Raw genomic sequence first — 20055 nt, 5'->3', positions numbered from 1 at the left:
AAATCACTTCGATAAGATAGAAAAGTGGTTGTGGCAAAGGAATAAAAAACCGGCACTGCGCCAGGCGCGCAGTACCGGTATGATGGATTAATTTGCGGTTAGTTGTTTTCCTAACGCTTCTTCCACTGGGACATAGTTGTAGCCAAGGTCGCGGGCAACTGCTTCGTAAGTGATTTCGCCGTTTGCGACGTTGACGCCAAGTTTTAACGCCGGGTTGTCTGCGACGGCTTGATGAACACCTTTGTTAGCGATTTGCAGAGCGTATGGAATCGTTACATTCGTTAATGCGAGCGTGGATGTTCTTGGAACCGCTCCAGGCATGTTGGCAACCGCATAGTGAACGACACCGTGTTTGACGTATGTTGGGTTGTCGTGCGTCGTGACGTGGTCGCTTGTCTCGACGATACCGCCTTGGTCAATCGCGACATCGACAATGACGGAACCTGGTTTCATCGCTTTGACCATTTCTTCTGTAACAAGTTTTGGTGCTTTTGCTCCTGGGATTAAAACAGCGCCGATCACAAGATCCGACTCTGCGACCGCTTGAGCGATGTTCATTGGGTTGGACATTAATGTCGTAATTTGGTGGCCGAAAATGTCATCTAGCTCGCGAAGGCGGTCTGCGCTTAAATCGATGATTGTTACATCTGCGCCTAAACCGACTGCGACTTTTGCCGCATTCGTTCCGACAGTACCGCCGCCGATGATCGTCACTTTACCGCGGCTTACTCCTGGAACACCACCGAGAAGAATGCCTTTTCCGCCTTTTGGTTTTTCTAAAAATTGCGCGCCGATTTGCGCCGCCATGCGTCCTGCTACTTCGCTCATCGGCGTAAGAAGCGGAAGGGTGCGGCCGACTTGTACAGTTTCGTACGCGATCGCAATTACGCCTTTTTCTTTCAGTGCACGCGCCAATTCCGGTTCTGCAGCAAGATGCAAATACGTGAATAAAATTAGTCCTGGGCGGAAATAGTTATATTCGCTTGGCAGCGGCTCTTTTACTTTCATGATCATATCCGCTTTTGCCCATACGTCTTGTGCTTGATCGATAATTTGCGCTCCAGCGCTTGCATAATCTTCATTAGTGAAACCGCTTCCAATTCCTGCGTCTTTTTCCACTAACACCGTATGTCCAGCTTGAACGAATGACATAACGCCCGCCGGCGTGATCGCAACACGGTTTTCGTTATTTTTAATTTCTTTTGGTACCCCAATAATCATGAGTGAAATTCCTCCCTCGTATTTTGGCCTTAATTATAGTATAAATGGTTGTAATAATTTTTTCTTTGTTAAGAAGGAAAAAAGAAGCGCTATCATTTTGTGGATTTCCACAAATTAATTTAATGGAGCGCTTCATATTTGGCAAGTTTAATATCGATATATAGTTTTACTTTTTGATTGATATCATGTAAGTCAATTTCACCAATTTCGGCGATGCGTTTTAGTCGGTAAGCAAGGGTGTTTGGATGAATGTTTAACGCTTTCGCCGTTTCATTGACATTGCTGTCGTGGTCGAAAAAGATTTCAAATGTTTCGACTAAATCGCTATGATGTTTTTGATCGTACGATTGTAATTTGAGTAAAGCCGTGTTGGTAAACTCTCCTTGTCGTTTTTTCTCTAACAATAAATCAAAAAATTGATAAATGCCCAATTGTTGATATCCATAAATGGAGCTGATTTGCGCCAGAAACTTTTCTTTCATTTTCAGCACTGTTAAAGCTTCCTTGTAGCTTTTTTCGATGCATGTATACGTTTCGTATATACCGCCGAAGCCGCTTTGAATGCTGCTAATGTGAAATCGCTCCTTCATTTTCGTCGCGAATGATTGGATAAAGCAGTTAAACTCTTGCAGCGGTTGATTTGCATTTTTCGGTGTTGCCAATAAAATGACATCACTCCGGTCTGTCGTATACAGAAGAAGTTGAATTTGTTGAGTTGTCTGTAACAGATAAGAAATTTGTTTTTCAATCTCTCTCGTAATTTCGTTGGCAAGCCGAAAAACGATGACGGAAAATAAAGGAGCGGTCGGGATTTGCATCATCTCGAAATTTTCTTTAATTTCTTCCTCTGTCGTCATATGTCCCGTCAACAGCTTCCAAAAAAATTCCTGAACCCGTTCTTCTTTTTTATTTTTGCGCATATACAGCTGCAATACTTTATTTTTCGCTGCTTTTGCTGCTTTTTTTAACAGCTCCATATCCTCTTTCGATAACGTGCGGTCTGTTTCCAATGCCCAAATAAATCCGATTACTTCGTCGTTTTTCCAAATCGAGACGGCGACACGACTGCCGAGACCGACTTCGGAAATGGCCGCGACACGGACAGGGTCACGACTGCTTAATAACGCCGGGATCGCCCCTTGCTTCCATAAACTATTAATCACTTTTTCGGGTACGCGCCGGCTGATAATCGTTGCGGTACGCGCCGGATCGGTATAGTCATCGTGAGCGCTATAGGCGATGAGCCGATGGTTTGCGTCTTCAATCGTAATCGGACATTGCAACAGATCGCTAATATGGTCCGCAAATTCTTCGAGGCTGTCGAAGTTCCCTTGAAATGGGTCATCGTGATGGGTCATATCCGTTTCCCTCGTTTCATAACGTGAATTTGTGGAAATGCACAAACAAAAAATTGTTTGTTTTTATTTTAGCACGAAACCAATTTTTGAGAGGAGTGTGCAGGGGCTTTATTATAAAGGAACCGATTATCGAAGTGTAGCAACAGATGGCATAAAAACTTCTGACATCGGCGGGAAATTGACTATCCGTGAAGTGGCGGACGAGATTTGCCGATGCTTAAGACAATGAGCATAGCCAAAATATGAATTTCCAATGAACTTATATCGTTATTCTTTGACAAATTTGGAATTTCCATTTACCCTAAATATGAAAAAGGATGGGATTGTGACTGCGACTGCAGGCAAGACCTAAGACGAACACGATGGTGGCGTTTTAGGTTTTTTTTGTTCATTTATCTCGTTTATTTAAAAAAGAAGAAAGGATGGACTACATGTTTAAAAAATGGTTTGGCAAAAAAGAAAAGCCGACTCATGAAGATGTGGTTGCGCCATTGACAGGCACAATCAAGTCTCTAGAAGAAGTTCCTGATCCCGTTTTTTCGCAAAAAATGATGGGAGACGGTATCGCGATTGAACCAACGGAAGGAGAAGTTGTTGCGCCTGTCAATGGGGAAGTCGTACAAGTATTTCCAACAAAACACGCGGTCGGTTTGCGTTCGGAAGCGGGCGTAGAACTGTTAATTCATGTGGGATTGGAAACGGTTTCGATGAATGGCGAAGGATTTACAGCGCATGTAGCAGCCGGAGACCGTGTCAAAGCCGGCCAGCGTTTATTAACGGTAGACCTAGATCTTGTCAAACAAAAAGCGAAAAGCACGGTCACACCGATTATCGTGACAAACGGCGATGCCGTGGCAAGCTTGCAAAAAACGTCCGAAACGAAGGCGACAAAAGGAGAAACAGTCATTTTTCATATCGAAACGAAAAATGCGTAACCACTGCCCATTGCGGCAGGCTCCGTATTTTTCGCAATGTTATCAAATGATTTTATTTGTCGAACTTTGACATCCAAAAATGGAGTTTGTAACGCCGCACCTGCCATAGGTGGCGGCGTTATTTTTTGCTAAAATAAGGGAGAACGATATCAAAAATAATGGGGGATCGGGATGAAATGGCAAACGACGCAACAATTAAAGCAATTGCTTTGTCATTTAGTTGAATATCCAAGCATTAGCGGGACAGAAGCGGAAGTGTTACTTGCACAATACATCACGGAACAGTTGTGCACACTTGATTATTTCCGGGAAAATAATAAATTTGTGCAATTGCATCCGACAGGTGATGGCCGTTATTTTGTAACCGCACTGGTGAAAAAAGCGGAACAAGTGCGCGATACCGTCATTCTCATCAGCCATTTTGATGTGGTCGATGTGCAAGATTACGGGGCATGGAAGGACGCCGCATTTTCTCCCGAAAAGCTGACGGAGCGGTTTTACGAACAGAAACAACAGCTTCCTTCTGATGTGCAAGCTGATATGGAAGAAGGGGAATGGTTATTTGGCCGCGGCGTGATGGATATGAAGTGCGGTCTTGCTCTTCATATGTCGCTGATCGAGCAAGCATGCCAAGGAAAGTTTGAAGGAAATTTACTGCTGCTTACGGTACCGGATGAGGAAGTGAGCTCGGTAGGAATGCGTGCGGCCGTGCCGATCCTTGTCGAAATGGCAGAAAAATACGGATTAACCTATCGGCTTGTGCTTAATTCCGAACCGATGTTTACTCGCTACCCAGGGGACAAAGCGAATTACATTTACACCGGCTCGATTGGAAAAGTGCTGCCGGGCTTTTATTGTTACGGAAAAGAAACGCATGTCGGAGAACCGTTCGCAGGGCTAAATGCCAATTTCATGGCGGCGCAAATCGCTAATGAATTAGAATTTAACACTGATTTTTGCGAAGTGTTTAGTGGGGAAGTCAGTCCGCCGCCGACAAACTTATTGCAGACCGATTTAAAAGAAGAATATTCTGTGCAAATACCGCATCGCGCGGTAACGTTATTTAATTTATTTTTGCAGAAAAGGTCGCTCGACGATGTGACAAACTCGTTAATCGCGATCGCAAAGTGGGCGGCAAAACGCATCGAAGAGCGTTATAACGATGAGGCGTCCCGTTTTGCGAAACTCGAAAAATGGGCACCGAAACCGCTGTCTGTCAACGTATTCACTTTTTCAGAGTTAAGAAAGAAAGCAGTGGAGATGGTTGGATTAGAAAGAATCGAACAGCTTGAAGCAAGCGTTTTATCAACGGAAGCAGCGAAAGACGAGCGGGAGAAAACGATCAAACTAGTCGACCGGCTTGCCATGCTTTGTAAAGATTTCGCGCCGATGATCGTTCTTTTTTATGCTCCTCCGTATTACCCGGCTGTCAACGCCAGCAGCGATCCGCTCGTTCAGCGTCTTGTTGCGAAGCTGCAAAAATACGCGCAAGAAAAGCATGGCATTTCTCTTGTGCAGCAACATTACTTCGGCGGAATTTCCGACTTAAGCTATGTCGGCTTGCAGCAATCTTCATCTTCTTTACGAGCTCTTACCGATAACATGCCGGTGTGGAATCGCGGCTATCATTTGCCGTTTGATGCGCTGGCAAAATTTCAAGTTCCGGTGCTCAATGTCGGTCCGGTCGGACGCGGCGCCCATCAATGGACCGAGCGCCTCAACGTTCGTTTTGCGTTTGAAACAGTGAAGGAGTGGCTGGAATATACGATTAAAGAAGTATTTGCAAGATAATTTGGTATAACTAGAGGATAAGTCAATGGCTTATCCTCTTTTTCATTTATATTATCCGTTGTGCTTGGAATAGGAGGATGGGGAATATTCTTGCTCATACAGAACATCATATTAAAAAACATATAACTTATGTATTTCTATCAGCAAACAAAAAATCGATTATTGAATAAGCAGCCAAAACCCCCTATAATGATGTAAAAGGTGTCTTTACACTTGTAAAAATAGGAGGATTTACATGATTCAACAAACGATTTCGCAACGAAAGCTGTTAGGAGTTGCCGGGCTTGGCTGGATGTTTGACGCGATGGATGTTGGCATGCTGTCGTTTATTATCGCGGCGTTGCAAAAAGATTGGAACTTAAGTGTCGAACAAATGGGATGGATCGGCAGCATCAACTCCATCGGTATGGCAGTTGGCGCGCTGTTATTCGGATTGTTGGCCGACCGCATCGGCAGAAAAAACGTGTTTATTATTACACTATTATTATTCTCGATCGGAAGCGGACTATCTGCCTTAACGACGACATTGACGGCGTTTTTAGTTTTACGGTTTCTCATAGGCATGGGGTTGGGCGGAGAACTGCCGGTTGCTTCGACGCTTGTATCGGAAAGCGTGCCGGCGCAAGAACGTGGAAAAGCTGTTGTGCTGCTGGAAAGCTTTTGGGCAGTCGGCTGGTTGTTATCCGCGTTAATTTCATATTTTGTCATTCCAACATACGGTTGGCAAACAGCGCTATTGCTTGCGGCGATTCCGGCGTTATACGCCCTATATTTACGATGGGGATTGCCTGATTCGCCAAGGTTTACAAGTGCGCGCAAAGAAGAAACCGTATGGGACAACATCGTCAAGGTTTGGTCGTCTTCTTACCGGAAAGAAACGTTCATGCTTTGGGTGCTTTGGTTTTGCGTCGTATTTTCTTACTACGGTATGTTTTTATGGCTGCCAAGCGTAATGGTCATGAAAGGGTTTAGCTTAATTAAAAGCTTCGAGTATGTCTTGATTATGACGCTGGCGCAATTGCCTGGCTATTTTAGCGCCGCATGGCTTATTGAACGAGCGGGTCGGAAATTTGTGCTCATCACGTATTTGATTGGTACGGCCGTTAGTGCCTATTTCTTTGGCAACGCGGATTCGCTTGCACTGCTCATGACCTTTGGCATTTTACTATCGTTTTTTAACCTTGGCGCATGGGGAGCGTTATACGCCTATACTCCAGAGCTTTACCCGACTTCGATTCGCGGCACGGGAGCTGGGATGGCGGCGTCATTTGGACGCATCGGCGGCATTTTAGGACCGCTTTTCGTCGGCTATCTTGTCAATAGACATATTACGATTACAACGATTTTTCTGATTTTCTGTATTTCTATTTTCATTGGCGTTATTGCGGTATGGGTGTTAGGAAAAGAAACGAAGCAACAGGAATTGGCATAGCGGTTGACAAAAAGGGGGAGGAGCTTATACCTTAAGGGTAATTGCTCCTTCTTTTTTGTGGGGAGAAAAAGAGAGGCGGTGAGCGGACTTTGCGTCCCTTTGTATCGGTTGTCGTTCCCACCTATAATCGTCTGTATCCGCTTGCGGAATTATTAGAATCATTAAACAGACAGACATATCGTTATTTTGAAGTGATCGTTGTAAATGATGGTGGCGAGCGTGTTGATGATATTGTCGCGTTATATCCAGAGTTGCGCGTCCATCTCATCCATTGCCGCGACAATGTCGGACATGTCGAGGCGAGAAATATCGGCGTTAAAGCGGCAAAAGGGGAACTCATTATGCTTTGCGATGATGACGATATATTGCTTCCTTGTCATATAGAGCAAATGGTTGCGGAAATTGCCGATGTGGACTTCGTTTATTCAGATGTAGAAATTTTCCATTATCGAATCGAAAACGGACAGCGTATCCCGACAGACCGCTTCTTATTCGCTTATGAATATGACCGGGAAGCGATGCGGAGATTTTCTACATACGTTCCATCCGGGAGTTTATACCGAAAATCGATTCATGATCACCTCGGTTATTTTGATCCGAATGTTCACCATTATTGGGATTGGGACTTTTTTTTACGCGTATCCGAGGCGTTTCGCATCAAGCGTGTCGCGGTCGCGAGCGTATTGTACGCTTTTTCCAATGATGGAGACAACTTGTCGCGACAGATGAGCGAAAAACGACAAATGTACTTAAATCGGTTAAGCGAAAAGCATGGGCTTGGAAATTTGCCGATGAAAAACTTTTGGTTGCTGCTTGATGAGCCGGAAGTGAAAAAACGAAGAGCAAAAAGCAAGATTGTTTGGGATGGAACACCGATAATATCAAGACTGTGTCGTTTAAAACATGTTTAAAAAATGGTGTTGGCCATTGACGAGCGTTTTTTGATTTTGCTATTATAATTAGCAAAATGGAATATGCTGTAGCGATGATGGATCGATAGTAGTTAGCCCTCTCTTCCATAGCGAGCCGGGGACGGTGGAAGCCTGGCGAAGATGGTTAATGAAACGGCAGTCCGGAGTTACTTTCCTGAAAAAGTGGATGCGCAGGTCGCATCAACTAGGGTGGAACCGCGGGAGTCACGCTCTCGTCCCTAGGCATAAGGCCTAGTGGCGAGAGCGTTTTTGTATGTCTAAAGAAAACAGTAAAGGAGGAAACAGTTATGTCAGTGACAATGGAGCAAATTGTTGCTCATGCAAAACATCGCGGCTTTGTATTTCCAGGTTCAGAAATTTACGGCGGCTTAGCAAACACATGGGATTACGGCCCATTAGGAACGGAATTAAAAAACAACATTAAGCGGGCATGGTGGAAAAAGTTCGTTCAAGAATCACCTTATAACGTCGGTTTGGACGCGGCGATTTTAATGAATCCAAAAACGTGGGAAGCATCCGGCCATTTAGGCAACTTCAATGACCCAATGATTGATTGTAAACAATGCAAAGCTCGTCACCGCGCTGACAAGCTGATCGAAAATGCGTTGGAAGAAAAAGGAATCGAAATGATCGTTGATGGTCTTCCGTTCGAAAAAATGGAAGAGCTCATTAAAGAGCATAACATCGCCTGCCCAGAATGCGGCAGCCATGATTTTACGAACATTCGTCAATTTAATTTAATGTTTAAAACATATCAAGGAGTAACGGAATCAAGTGCAAACGAAATTTATCTCCGCCCGGAAACGGCGCAAGGCATTTTCGTGAACTTTAAAAACGTCCAGCGTACGATGCGAAAAAAACTGCCGTTCGGCATCGCACAAATCGGCAAAAGCTTCCGCAATGAAATTACGCCAGGAAACTTTACGTTCCGTACCCGCGAATTCGAGCAAATGGAGTTAGAATTTTTCTGTAAACCTGGTGAGGAGCTAGAATGGTTTGATTATTGGAAACAGTTTTGCAAGCAATGGCTGTTGTCATTAGGCATGAAGCCGGAAAACATCCGTCTTCGCGACCATACGAAAGAAGAATTGTCGCACTACAGCAACGCCACAACCGATATTGAATACAAATTCCCGTTTGGCTGGGGCGAGCTATGGGGAATTGCGTCACGTACGGATTATGATTTAAGACAACATATGGAATATTCCGGCGAAGATTTCCGATATATTGACCAAGACACGAACGAACGTTATATCCCTTATTGCATTGAGCCATCTCTTGGGGCGGACCGCGTGACGCTTGCGTTCATGATTGACGCCTACGATGAAGAGGAGCTGGAAGACGGTACGACACGGACAGTGATGCGTCTGCATCCGGCGCTAGCTCCTTATAAAGCAGCTGTCTTTCCGCTGTCGAAAAAACTATCGGAAGGCGCGCGCCGCATTTATGAAGACCTATCGAAATATTTCATGGTGGACTATGACGAGTCTGGTTCGATCGGCAAACGTTATCGCCGTCAAGATGAAATTGGTACACCGTTCTGTATTACGTACGATTTCGATTCCGAACAAGACGGCATGGTGACGGTGCGCGACCGCGACACAATGGAGCAAGTGCGAATCCCGATTTCAGAGTTAAAAAGCTTTTTAGAAGAAAAAACTCAATTTTAATTTGGAAGGAGAGCGCCTTTATGGATAAGGCGCTCTCAGTTTATCGACAAGCTGAAGACGATTGGCAAACGCTTAAACATCATTGGTTTCATCTGCAACGAATTCGAATATGTGGCGCTGTTCATTTGGCTATTTCAGTTTCTCGCTGAACAATTTAATAATAAAATGAGTTGTGATACATTAATGATGAACAAATGAAAAGGAGTTATGGGGGTATGGCAATTTTAAAAAATGACTGGGCTCCATTGCTCGAAGAAGAGTTTCATAAGCCGTACTACATAAAGTTGCGTGAGTTTTTAAAAGAGGAATATCGCACGAAAACGATTTATCCGGATATGTATGATATTTTTAATGCACTTCATTATACACCGTATGCACAGGTGAAAGTGGTGCTTTTAGGACAAGATCCGTATCACGGACCGGGACAGGCGCACGGGTTGAGTTTTTCTGTCAAACCAGGGGTTCCGCTGCCGCCGTCGCTAGTCAATATTTTTAAAGAGCTTCATGACGATTTAGGTTGCTACATTCCGAACAACGGTTATTTAGTAAAGTGGGCAAAGCAAGGAGTATTATTGTTAAACACCGTATTAACCGTACGGCGCGGGCAAGCGAATTCACATAAAGGAAAAGGATGGGAATTTTTTACGGACCGCGTGATTGAGCTTGTCAATGAAAAACAAGATCCCGTTGTCTTTCTTTTGTGGGGGCGGCATGCGCAAGCGAAAAAAGAACTGATTACCAATCCGCATCATTACATTATTGAAGCGCCACATCCAAGCCCGTTTTCCGCTGCGCGCGGCTTTTTTGGGCATCGCCCGTTTTCGCGGACAAATGCTTTTTTGCAAAAAGTGGGGCGTGAACCGATTGATTGGCAGATTGAAAATATTTAAAACGAGCGGGAAGAGATGACAGCGCTAGGAGTTCAGCGCGATTTTATGTAGATAGGAGTGAAGGAGTTGAATATACCGATCACAACTATTTTAATGAAAATGGAGGAACAGCTGCGGCAGGCGAAGACGGCTGCTAGTCCGCAACGTTTACGTGAGCATATTGCCGTTGTTCGCGCCCTTTGTGATTTAGTGTTGGAAGAAGGGAAAGAAAAGGAAATGCCAGTCGCTTCTTCCGTTGAGGTGCCTCCGCTTTCCATCTCACAAGGGAAAGGGGAGCGAATCGAAATCGGAGATGATGCAAACGGTCCATCGTTATTCGATTTTTAAGTAAGCAAAAGAATAGTCAATCTGCCCATATCGTTTTCTTTTGTGTGGAAATACGTTATCATAGTGATGAAAAATTGTTCATGAGGGGACGGAGATCAATGAAAATGTTTGTGCTCCTTGGAGCGATCAATGCATTTTTAGCGGTTGCGCTCGGGGCGTTCGGAGCGCATGGGTTAGAAGGAAAAATTCCGGACCGTTACTTAGAAATATGGAAAACGGGCGTGCAATATCAAATGTTCCACGCACTCGGCTTGTTTGTCGTTGGTCTATTGCTTGGTAAGTTTCCGAATATCAGCCTATTGACAACAGCTGGCTGGATTATGTTTATTGGCATTGTCCTTTTTTCCGGAAGCTTATATGTGTTAAGCGTGACGCAAATCAAACCGCTTGGGATGATCACCCCATTTGGTGGCGTTGCCTTTTTAATCGCGTGGGTGCTGATCGGTTATGCGGCAATGAAAATAAGTTGAAAGGAGCGGTTCCATGAAGCGCTCCTTATTTTTTGGAATATAAACAGTTCTTTGCGGGTGGCAAATGACCGAAAGTTTTTCTGACGTTCGTTTACAGGGATATGCCAAAAACAAAGAGCAATCCGAAGACCCAGTGATGCCAGGCCGCCCATTTCATGCCGATAATTTCATCCATCCGTTCGGCCCCATGGCGGAAACACCAGCGAAGCCGAATGGCTAGCGGTAGAGCGAGCAAGGCCGCTCCCGCTGTCCATGGAACGATATGAAAAGCGATCAAACTAATCATGGACAAGTAGGCGAGAGTGAGTATAACGGAAAGAAGATGTACAGCGCCCGCGCGTCCAAGAACGATCGCCAAGGTGCGACGAAATATCGCCGCAAACATGTCGGCGCGGCGTGGGATGGCATAAAAAAATAAGGTTGCCGCTAGCAACCTTATTTTTTGCGGTTATCGCGGGGAATAGCTGCTCAATTGCGCTGTCGCCCCAGTAAACGGATATTCGTAGGCAATTTCCCCGTCAAACGTAATATAATCAAGGTAAATCATCGGCAATAAGTAGCGCATTTCCGTTTGCGGGTCTCTCAAGATTAAATGGTCGCGCCCCGCCGCTTCGATGGTTCCGCGGAATATTTTTGCGTTCCACTCGCGGTTGTTTTCAAACGTCATATATACGGTAACGAGTTTTCCTTTATTGAGGCGCAAAATGTTTTCAATGTAAGACTGTTCGATTGGCAGCATGCCAGGGATAGACGGCTGGCTTGCCATTGTCGGTGTTTGGGCCGCGAAAGAAGGCGCCTGCAAACCAAATTCAGAAGTTGGCGCCATCATTGGCTGTTGGTACGCTGTCATCGGTTGTTGGTAGTATGGATAAGCCATTGGATAGTAGGTTTGTGGGTACATATATCCATATGGATACTGCTGATAAGGTTGATAAAATTGATAAGGTTGATACGGTTGTTGACGCTCATCTTCTAGCGGGTTATACGCATTTTCATATGAATTATTGGACATAGGGGAACCTCCTCTATGAAAATTTAATATACTCTTGGGCAATCACTACGTGATGGCGCATAAAAACAATGCGACTTATAACGACCGACGTTCCATTGGTTGAACCACTGCGCTGGACATTCTCCCGCTGGTTTAAAAAACCAAAGCGCGTTTGTCGCAGGATGGTATCGCCAGCCGCGAATCACTTGACGGGCTAATTGAATGTCGATGTCTCTTGCTCTTTGGTAGAAATAGCCCTTTTGAACTGCTTCAAAGCCACCCGGGCTTTGAAACACCATTTGACGGATGGTGCGTATCCCTCGAAAGTCAAGGCAATCGGCAATGCAGCGGTTCACTCCGACGTTTCCTACCATTAACATGCCAAGTCTTCCGTCACCTTCTGCTTCTGCTCGCATCAGTCTTGCCAGCAGTCTTACGTCTTCCTCTGTATGTGCCACAACAGCCATGTCGTCACCTCAATTGTCTTTTTTCTCGACAATAATAGGCTATTGCGGAAGCGAGAAATGGTGACAAATTTATAAACGAATTTCTGATTTTATATTTATGGGGAAGAAAAACGGTATATGACAGAAAAAACGGAGATTGTCCAAAAAAAAATCGGGGATGCTTGATGCATCCCCATCGAGGTTACACGTGTAAAAATACCGGTACTTTTTCTACTGTTAAACGATTTCCAACAAAGAACGATCCAAATTCCCCGTAGCGGGCACTGACCTCGTCAAAACGCATCTCATAAACAAGCTTTTTAAATTGCAATGCGTCATCAGAGAATAATGTAACGCCCCATTCAAAGTCATCTAAACCGACGGAGCCAGTGATAATTTGCGTCACTTTGCCGGCATATTTTCGACCTGTCAGACCATGGGCGCGCATTAAATTGCGGCGTTCTTCCATGGAAAGCATATACCAGTTGTCATTGCCTTGACGACGCTTGTCCATAGGATAGAAGCAAACATGTTTCGTTTTCGGCAAAATTGGATAGAGGCGGCGGCGTACTTCCGGAATTTGATAAGGATCCTCGTCGCCGGAGGCTAAGTAGTTGCTTAGCTCGACAACAGAAACATATGAATAGGCCGGCACCAAAAATTCAGCCAGTTTTGTTTTGTTTAGCGCCGTTTCGATTTCATTTAATTCTTCGATCGTCGGACGTAAAATCATAAACATAATATCTGCCTTTTGACCGACGATCGTATAAATCGCGTGACTGCCTTCTTTTTTATCTTCTGTTTCCTGCCATTTTTCGACTAAAGATAAAAACTCACGAATCGCTGCTTCACGCTCATCACTCGTTAACGTTTTCCAAGCGCTCCAATCGATCGAGCGGAAATCATGAAGACAATACCAACCATCGAGTGTTTGTGCAGCTTCACTCATTATATTCACTCCTTATATGTAATTTACAGTTCTACTATACCATAGTTTAGCCAAAAAAAACGCGAATGTCGCATGTGGAAGCCAGTAAACTGAATTATTTTAATAAATCGACTATTCATTGCAAGTGCTTAAATTGGTTGCGTTTCTACATAATAAGAGTATCCTAGTATATGGGGATTTTTTATATTGAGGAGGATTATTCGTGAGTAGCGATTTATTTTCTGCCTTAAAAGAAAAAGTAGTAGGAAAACAACGGAAAATTGTGTTTCCGGAAGGTCTTGATGAGCGTATTTTAACTGCGGTAAGCCGTCTGGCCAATGAACAAGTTGTCACACCGATTGTGATCGGCAACGAGGAAGCGGTAAAACAAAAAGCAAGTGAGCTTGGATTGACCCTTCCGAATGTCGAAATCATCGACCCGCATCAATACGAGGGAATGGACGAGCTTGTCAAAGCGTTTGTCGAACGCCGCAACGGAAAAGTGACAGAAGAAGCGGCGCGGGAAATGCTTCTCGATGAAAATTACTTTGGCACCATGCTTGTGTACATGGATAAAGCGCATGGGCTTGTAAGCGGTGCGGCACATTCGACTGCCGATACAGTAAGACCTGCATTGCAAATTATTAAAACGAAACCAGGCATCCGCAAAACGTCAGGCGTATTTATTATGGTGCGCGGTGACGAGAAGTACGTGTTTGCCGATTGCGCGATTAACATTGCGCCAGACAGCCAAGATTTAGCGGAAATTGCTGTAGAGAGCGCCAACACCGCAAAAATGTTCGATATCGAACCACGTGTGGCGATGTTAAGCTTTTCGACAAAAGGATCGGCGAAATCACCGGAAACGGAAAAAGTCGTCGAAGCGGTGCGGCTTGCGAAAGAAATGGCGCCAGACTTAGTGTTAGACGGCGAGTTTCAATTCGACGCGGCGTTCGTTCCATCTGTCGCGAAAAAGAAAGCGCCGGATTCGGTCATTCAAGGAGATGCGAATGTATTTATCTTCCCAAGCTTAGAAGCGGGAAATATCGGTTATAAAATCGCTCAGCGTCTCGGTAATTTTGAAGCAGTCGGTCCGATTTTGCAAGGGCTGAATAAGCCTGTTAACGACCTGTCTCGCGGCTGCAATGCGGAAGATGTGTACAAGCTTACGCTCATTACCGCGGCGCAATCGCTATAATCGAAAAAAGGGTGACAAGTGGTCACCCTTTTTTCATATTGTGATATAATTTTTGGCAGATTACTTCGTTAAGGAGAAAAGCAATGGTCCACGAATTGTTGCAACAGGCGAAATGGCGCATTATTGATCAGTCGAATTTCGGCCCGATGTTTGATGCGAAACAATCGTTTGCGATCGATGATACACTTTGCACATCGGTAGGAACGGGACAGTCTGATACGGTCGTTCGTACATGGGTTCATTACAATACGGTAGTATTGGGGATTCAAGATGCGAAGCTCCCCTATTTGCATGATGCGGTGTCATTTTTAAAGGCGCAAAAGTACAATGTCATTGTCCGTAATTCTGGGGGGCTTGCCGTCGTGCTGGATGAAGGGGTGCTCAATATATCCCTCATTTTTCCGGAAACAACGAAAGCAATTGATATCAACCAAGGATATGAAGCGATGTGGCAGCTTATACAGGCGATGTTTTCGGCTTACAATAAAACGATTGAAGCGAGGGAAATCGTCGGTTCGTATTGTCCGGGAAGCTACGATTTAAGCATTGCTGGAAAAAAATTTGCCGGTATTTCTCAGCGGCGCGTGCGCGGTGGAGTCGCGGTGCAAATTTATTTATGCATAAATGGAAGCGGATCAGCGCGGGCGGAGTTAATCCGGCAGTTTTATGAGCTTGGACTAAAAGGAGAAACGACGAAGTTCGTATACCCGACGATTGTTCCAAGCACGATGGCATCGCTTTCCGAATTGTTAAACGAGGATTTGACGATACCATCGGTCATGCTTTTGTTGCTTCGCACGCTGCAATCGTTTGGCGGCGAGATTTATTCATCCGCTTTGACCGGGGAGGAGCTATCGCTATACGAATATTATTGGGATCGGATCGTCAAGCGGAATGAGAAAGCGTTGATGACACAATAATGGCTGCCTCGATGGAACCGGGCAGCCATTATTTATTCTGCGATTTTTTCCAGATTTCCGTTTTGGTCCATTCGGAATTTGAGCGTTTGCCGCTCTTCTTCCTCTTGCAAGACAAGTTTGCGGGCTCTATTAATAATTCTTACTAATGTTTCATAATCTTCTTGAATCGTGGAAGAGTTTTCTTCTAATTTGGCAATTTTCTTTTCTAATTCTTCATTTTTTGCGCGCATTTCTTCATTTTCTTTTCGTAAACGCTCGTTTTCTTTTGCTAATGCTTCGTGGTTGCGGTGAGTTGTTTTTAATGTTTGTAAAAAGGCAATCACGTGATCGATCGTCATCGACGCTGTTTCATTGGAAGGAGATACAACAGCTGGTAATTGGGCGAGTTCTCCTATTTCCTCCAAAGAAGGAACCGGTGGATTGTACAACAATTTTTTCTTCCCGCCTTGCTGTTTTCCTAAAAGGCGCTGCCGTTCTTTTCGCTGCCGTTTGGCGAGCTGCAATGCTTGCTCATAGCGACGGCGGACAACCGCGTTCCAGCGGAATCCGCAGGCGGCTGATGTTCGGTTTAGTTTGTCTCCAACTTCTTCAAACGCGTTAAGCTGTGTACTTCCTTCCCGCACATGCCGCAACACCGTTTCCGCTAATAGCAAATCATCTTCTTCTGTCCATGCATCTTGACGTTGTTTCATTATTCTCAACTCCCCTTTTTTCTTGTTTGCTAGTAGAAGCATGGACAAAAATAGTAAATTTTATACTATTTTTAGTTTCCGTGAATAAAAATTTGCAAGAGTTGCTGTCTATGCGAAAAAGGAACTTGCTAACTTTCGTTATACAAACATAAGGAAGTAAATGGAATCAAGACTTCAAGCAAATAAACTTGCATTGGTGAAAAAGAAGCGTTAGAATACACGTTAGTTTAATCTACACGGCAAGCGAAGAGAAAGGGTGACAAGAGATGGCGAATGAATTTCGCGTCTGTGACGATTGTAAAGCGCCAAATTTAAAAACGTTGATTCCCCGTTTGAAAAAGCTGGATCCAAACGCGACGATTAAAATTGGCTGTCAGTCGTATTGCGGTCCCGGCCGCAAAAAAACGTTTGCCTTTGTCAATAACCGTCCAGTCTCCGCGCTGACAGAAGATGAGCTTATTGAAAAAATTGCCGAAAGATTAAAGAAAAGCTAAAATCGCCTTCATTTTTTAAGAAGAAGGTGATTTTTTGTTTCTATTTTTAGGAAATACTGATAGGTGAAGGAGGAAAAATCAAGTATTTTTTTATCATTTGAAACGGCTTATAATAGATTCATGTTAGAAATGAAAGAGGGGATAACATGGTATATCCCGGCGGGCAACTGAGTGAGGAAAAAGTATTTAAAGATCCAGTTCATCGATATATACACGTTCGCGACAAAGTCATTTGGGATTTAATCGGAACGAAGGAATTTCAGCGATTGCGCCGCATTAAACAGCTCGGTACGACGTATTTGACGTTCCACGGCGCCGAGCATAGCCGCTTTAACCATTCGCTTGGAGTCTATGAAATTATTCGCCGCATTGTTGATGATGTGTTCGTCGGCCGCGAACATTGGGATCATAGCGAACGGCTCCTATGTTTATGTGCGGCCCTGCTGCACGATTTAGGCCACGGTCCGTTTTCCCATTCATTTGAAAAAGTATTTCATCTTGATCATGAAGATTTTACCCAGGCGATTATTTTAGGGGATACGGAAGTAAATGAAGTGCTTCGGCGCGTAGGAGAGGATTTTCCAAAAAAAGTGGCCGAAGTCATTGCGAAAACATATCCGAATAAACTGGTTGTCAGCTTAATTTCGGGTCAAATTGACGCCGACCGAATGGATTATTTGTTAAGAGATGCGTATTATACCGGTGTCAGTTATGGCAATTTTGATATGGAACGGATTTTGCGCGTCATGCGTCCGCGCGAAGATCAAGTGGTCATTAAGCGAAGCGGCATGCATGCGGTGGAAGACTATATTATGAGCCGCTATCAAATGTATTGGCAAGTATATTTTCATCCAGTGACGCGCAGTGCCGAAGTCATTTTAACGAAAATTTTGCATCGGGCGAAAAAGTTGCATGAAGAAGGATACAATTTTCAAACGAAACCGGTTCATTTTTATTCTCTCTTTACTGGAAAGGTAGATTTACAAGATTATTTAAAGCTTGATGAAGCGGTCATATTATTTTATTTCCAGCAATGGCAAGACGAGCGTGACGCGATTTTAAGCGACCTATGCCGTCGTTTTGTAAATCGTCATTTATTCAAATATGTCGAATTTAATCCAACAAATGAACAGATGACAAAGCTGATCGAACTGACAAACTTATTTAAAAAAGCGGGCATTGATCCGGAATATTACTTAGTTGTCGATTCTTCTTCCGATTTGCCGTACGATTTTTATCGTCCGGGCGAAGAAGGGGAGCGGCTGCCGATTTACTTGTTAATGCCGAACGGAGAGCTCCGCGAACTGTCACGGGAATCGGTGCTTGTCGATGCGATTTCCGGAAAGCGGAGAACCGACCATAAGCTATATTTTCCAGCTGATTTCATTTATGATTTTTCAACGAAGCGGACAACCAAGAAAAAAATTATCGAAATTTTAGAGGGTTAGGAGATGACGGGGAGTGTTCACAGAGCATGCAAAAGTGATGAAGGCGTTGGCGGCAGCTGGGGAAATTGTTGGTCGCAAAAAGCTACAAAAAATGATTTACATCGCGAAAAAATTACAGTTTCCATTTTACGAGAAGTTTGACTTTCACTTCTATGGACCGTATTCCGAAGAATTGACATGCCGCGTTGAGGAGCTTTGCGATTTAGGATTTTTGCATGAAGTAAAAGAGAAAAAGGGCGGTTATTTCCAATATCGCTACACGTTGACGGAAGCAGGAAAGCAGTTTTTAAACCACTACGAGTTGGACATGCCTCATTTACAAGAATGTATGCAAGATATGAATGAACAAAATTCGCGGTTTTTGGAACTCGTATCGACAGTGCTGTATTTTGAGCATTTAACGAAAGATGAAGTGAAAGAAAAAGTATTTTTATTAAAAAGCAAGCAGCGTTATACGGAAGAAGAAATTGAGCAAGCGTATGCGTACATAGAGAAATTGCGCGCCAAAGTAAAAAACGAAGTCCACGCCTGAACGGGACTTCGTTTTTTTGTTGCGTTAATGCGGCAGGAAGGCAAGCTGATAGAAGAAGAGGACGGCAAAGATATAAACGAGCGGATGTACTTCACGCCATTTGCCGCGCGTGATTTTTAACAGCGGGTAGGAAATAAAGCCGAGCGCGATTCCTGTTGCAATGCTGGAAGTAAGCGGCATGCTTAAAATAATGAGAAACGCTGGGAATGCCTCATCTAATTGATCCCACTGAATGTGAGCGATGCTGCCCATCATTAAGCTTCCGACGATAATTAACGCTGGAGCTGTGATCGCCGAAATGCCGGATACGGCGCCAACAAGCGGCCCGAAAAAGGAGGATAATATAAATAATATGGCGACCGTTAACGCTGTAATACCTGTGCGCCCTCCGGCGGCAACTCCCGAAGAAGATTCGATATAAGCGGATGTTGGGCTAGTGCCGAACATTGCTCCGATCGTGGTTGCGATAGAGTCGGAAAGCAATGCTTCACGGGCGCGCGGCATCGTTTTTCCTTTCATCAGTCCGGCTTGCTGGGCTACGCCAATCATCGTTCCCGTCGTGTCAAAAATTGTCACAAGCAAAAAGGAAAATACAACGGCATACAATCCGTAATGGATGACATCGCTAATGGCGGTAAGCGGATTGGCGACAACAAGCCCTTCCGGAAGCGATGGCATAGAAACGAAGCCTTTTTCAAATTTCAATTGTCCGGTGAAATAAGCAATCACTCCGGTGATGACCATCCCGAAAAAGAGCGCGCCGTTGACGCCAAGCGACATAAGCACAAGCGTAATCGCTAAACCGACTAACGTCAGAATGACCGATGGAGAGTGCAAATCCCCTAGCGCGACTAAGTTTTGTGGATGCGCTTGGATAATGCCGGTGAGGCGCATGCCGATAAATGCGATAAACAAGCCGATTCCAGCGGTAATGCCATGTTTTAAGTTTTCTGGAATCGCTTCGATCAGCTTGCTGCGAAATGGCGTCAGCGACAAAATGACGAAAATGATTCCGGCAACGAACACAGCCGAGAACGCCACTTCATAGGAAATATTGCCATGCGAACCAACAACGGAGTAGGCAAAATATGCGTTTAACCCCATTCCCGGCGCAATTGCGATCGGATAGTTCGCAAACAGCGCCATCCATAGCGTTCCGATGACGGTAGCGATAATCGTGGCGGTGAACACTTGGGAAAATGGAACGCCGGCATCCGATAATACAACAGGGTTCACGACGATGATATATACCATTGTTAAAAACGTCGTAAATCCTGCAATGATTTCTGTTTTTAAATTCGTGTTATGTTTCGTTAAATCAAACATCGTTTACCTCCAAAAAACGAACATTTTTAAATGCATATATAATAATATTCGTTT

At 44.4% G+C, this 20055-nt stretch carries 21 protein-coding genes; 13 read left to right on the top strand and 8 right to left on the bottom strand.

The features are described from left to right. Positions 1–87 precede the first annotated feature (87 nt). Both ald and B9L23_RS19370 read right to left on the bottom strand, forming a co-directional pair. Positions 88–1221, bottom strand: a complete 1134-nt coding sequence (gene ald / locus B9L23_RS19375; RefSeq protein WP_015865381.1) for an alanine dehydrogenase — start codon at positions 1219–1221, stop codon at positions 88–90. Between the two features lie 119 nt (positions 1222–1340). Continuing rightward, a complete protein-coding gene (locus B9L23_RS19370) occupies positions 1341–2579 on the bottom strand; it encodes a PucR family transcriptional regulator (protein WP_089098272.1) in 1239 nt (412 codons plus the stop codon). 431 nt (positions 2580–3010) lie between these two features. Between B9L23_RS19370 and B9L23_RS19365 the strand changes: the two genes are divergently transcribed. The 8 genes from B9L23_RS19365 to B9L23_RS19325 all read left to right on the top strand — a co-directional run bounded on the left by B9L23_RS19365 (position 3011) and on the right by B9L23_RS19325 (position 11026). Next, positions 3011–3514 carry a PTS sugar transporter subunit IIA gene (locus tag B9L23_RS19365; protein ID WP_089098271.1) on the top strand — a complete coding sequence of 168 codons (504 nt, stop codon included), beginning with the start codon at positions 3011–3013 and terminating at the stop codon, positions 3512–3514. A 171-nt stretch (positions 3515–3685) separates the two neighbouring features. Then, on the top strand, positions 3686–5305 hold the full coding sequence (locus B9L23_RS19360; protein WP_089098270.1) for a M20/M25/M40 family metallo-hydrolase: 1620 nt from the start codon (positions 3686–3688) through the stop codon (positions 5303–5305). Positions 5306–5540: 235 nt separating this feature from the next. Continuing rightward, the gene (locus B9L23_RS19350) at positions 5541–6737 is read left to right on the top strand and encodes an MFS transporter (RefSeq protein ID WP_062754487.1); all 1197 of its coding nucleotides are present in this window, start codon (positions 5541–5543) and stop codon (positions 6735–6737) included. Between the two features lie 89 nt (positions 6738–6826). Further along, positions 6827–7648: a glycosyltransferase family 2 protein gene (locus B9L23_RS19345; protein WP_089098269.1), complete on the top strand. Its 822-nt coding sequence runs from the start codon at positions 6827–6829 to the stop codon at positions 7646–7648. Between the two features lie 308 nt (positions 7649–7956). Continuing rightward, complete coding sequence (locus tag B9L23_RS19340; protein WP_081188522.1) at positions 7957–9339, top strand: glycine--tRNA ligase; 1383 nt, start codon at positions 7957–7959, stop codon at positions 9337–9339. 215 nt (positions 9340–9554) lie between these two features. Beyond that, positions 9555–10229 (top strand): uracil-DNA glycosylase, encoded by a 675-nt coding sequence (locus tag B9L23_RS19335; RefSeq protein WP_062754483.1) that lies wholly within the window; start codon positions 9555–9557, stop codon positions 10227–10229. Between the two features lie 66 nt (positions 10230–10295). Next, entirely contained in the window at positions 10296–10556 is a 261-nt protein-coding gene (locus B9L23_RS19330) for a YwdI family protein (protein WP_073967960.1), read from the top strand. Between the two features lie 98 nt (positions 10557–10654). Continuing rightward, complete coding sequence (locus tag B9L23_RS19325) at positions 10655–11026, top strand: DUF423 domain-containing protein (protein WP_062754481.1); 372 nt, start codon at positions 10655–10657, stop codon at positions 11024–11026. Between the two features lie 91 nt (positions 11027–11117). Here the strand turns inward: B9L23_RS19325 and B9L23_RS20220 are convergent, their stop codons facing one another. From B9L23_RS20220 to hemQ, 4 genes are all read right to left on the bottom strand, one after another. Beyond that, positions 11118–11459, bottom strand: coding sequence for a UbiA prenyltransferase family protein (locus B9L23_RS20220; protein WP_141103881.1), 342 nt, complete (start codon positions 11457–11459; stop codon positions 11118–11120). A gap of 15 nt (positions 11460–11474) precedes the next feature. After that, a complete protein-coding gene (gerQ, locus tag B9L23_RS19320) occupies positions 11475–12038 on the bottom strand; it encodes a spore coat protein GerQ (protein WP_081188520.1) in 564 nt (187 codons plus the stop codon). 23 nt (positions 12039–12061) lie between these two features. Next, positions 12062–12484 (bottom strand): cell wall hydrolase, encoded by a 423-nt coding sequence (locus tag B9L23_RS19315; RefSeq protein WP_062754478.1) that lies wholly within the window; start codon positions 12482–12484, stop codon positions 12062–12064. A 181-nt stretch (positions 12485–12665) separates the two neighbouring features. After that, positions 12666–13412 (bottom strand): hydrogen peroxide-dependent heme synthase, encoded by a 747-nt coding sequence (gene hemQ / locus B9L23_RS19310; protein WP_062754476.1) that lies wholly within the window; start codon positions 13410–13412, stop codon positions 12666–12668. Positions 13413–13614: 202 nt separating this feature from the next. On the opposite strand from hemQ, the gene pta reads away from it, so the two are divergent. Next, entirely contained in the window at positions 13615–14589 is a 975-nt protein-coding gene (gene pta, locus B9L23_RS19305; protein WP_062754474.1) for a phosphate acetyltransferase, read from the top strand. Positions 14590–14672: 83 nt separating this feature from the next. After that, positions 14673–15509: an octanoyl-[GcvH]:protein N-octanoyltransferase gene (gene lipL, locus B9L23_RS19300; protein ID WP_089098268.1), complete on the top strand. Its 837-nt coding sequence runs from the start codon at positions 14673–14675 to the stop codon at positions 15507–15509. Between the two features lie 32 nt (positions 15510–15541). Here the strand turns inward: lipL and B9L23_RS19295 are convergent, their stop codons facing one another. After that, positions 15542–16201, bottom strand: coding sequence for an RsfA family transcriptional regulator (locus B9L23_RS19295; RefSeq protein WP_015865363.1), 660 nt, complete (start codon positions 16199–16201; stop codon positions 15542–15544). A 266-nt stretch (positions 16202–16467) separates the two neighbouring features. On the opposite strand from B9L23_RS19295, the gene B9L23_RS19290 reads away from it, so the two are divergent. The 3 genes from B9L23_RS19290 to B9L23_RS19280 all read left to right on the top strand — a co-directional run bounded on the left by B9L23_RS19290 (position 16468) and on the right by B9L23_RS19280 (position 18675). Next, positions 16468–16695 carry a YuzB family protein gene (locus B9L23_RS19290; protein ID WP_015865362.1) on the top strand — a complete coding sequence of 76 codons (228 nt, stop codon included), beginning with the start codon at positions 16468–16470 and terminating at the stop codon, positions 16693–16695. A 146-nt stretch (positions 16696–16841) separates the two neighbouring features. Then, positions 16842–18143, top strand: coding sequence for an HD domain-containing protein (locus B9L23_RS19285; protein WP_015865361.1), 1302 nt, complete (start codon positions 16842–16844; stop codon positions 18141–18143). A gap of 13 nt (positions 18144–18156) precedes the next feature. Next, entirely contained in the window at positions 18157–18675 is a 519-nt protein-coding gene (locus tag B9L23_RS19280) for a YwgA family protein (RefSeq protein WP_015865360.1), read from the top strand. A gap of 24 nt (positions 18676–18699) precedes the next feature. Here the strand turns inward: B9L23_RS19280 and B9L23_RS19275 are convergent, their stop codons facing one another. Next, positions 18700–20001, bottom strand: coding sequence for an NCS2 family permease (locus B9L23_RS19275; protein WP_081188516.1), 1302 nt, complete (start codon positions 19999–20001; stop codon positions 18700–18702). Positions 20002–20055 lie beyond the last annotated feature (54 nt).

It is taken from the genome of Parageobacillus galactosidasius (assembly GCF_002217735.1).
GTDB classification, from domain to species: domain Bacteria; phylum Bacillota; class Bacilli; order Bacillales; family Anoxybacillaceae; genus Parageobacillus_B; species Parageobacillus_B toebii.
Note: the sequence above shows the minus strand (reverse complement) of the source record. Positions and strands in the feature narration are given on the sequence as shown.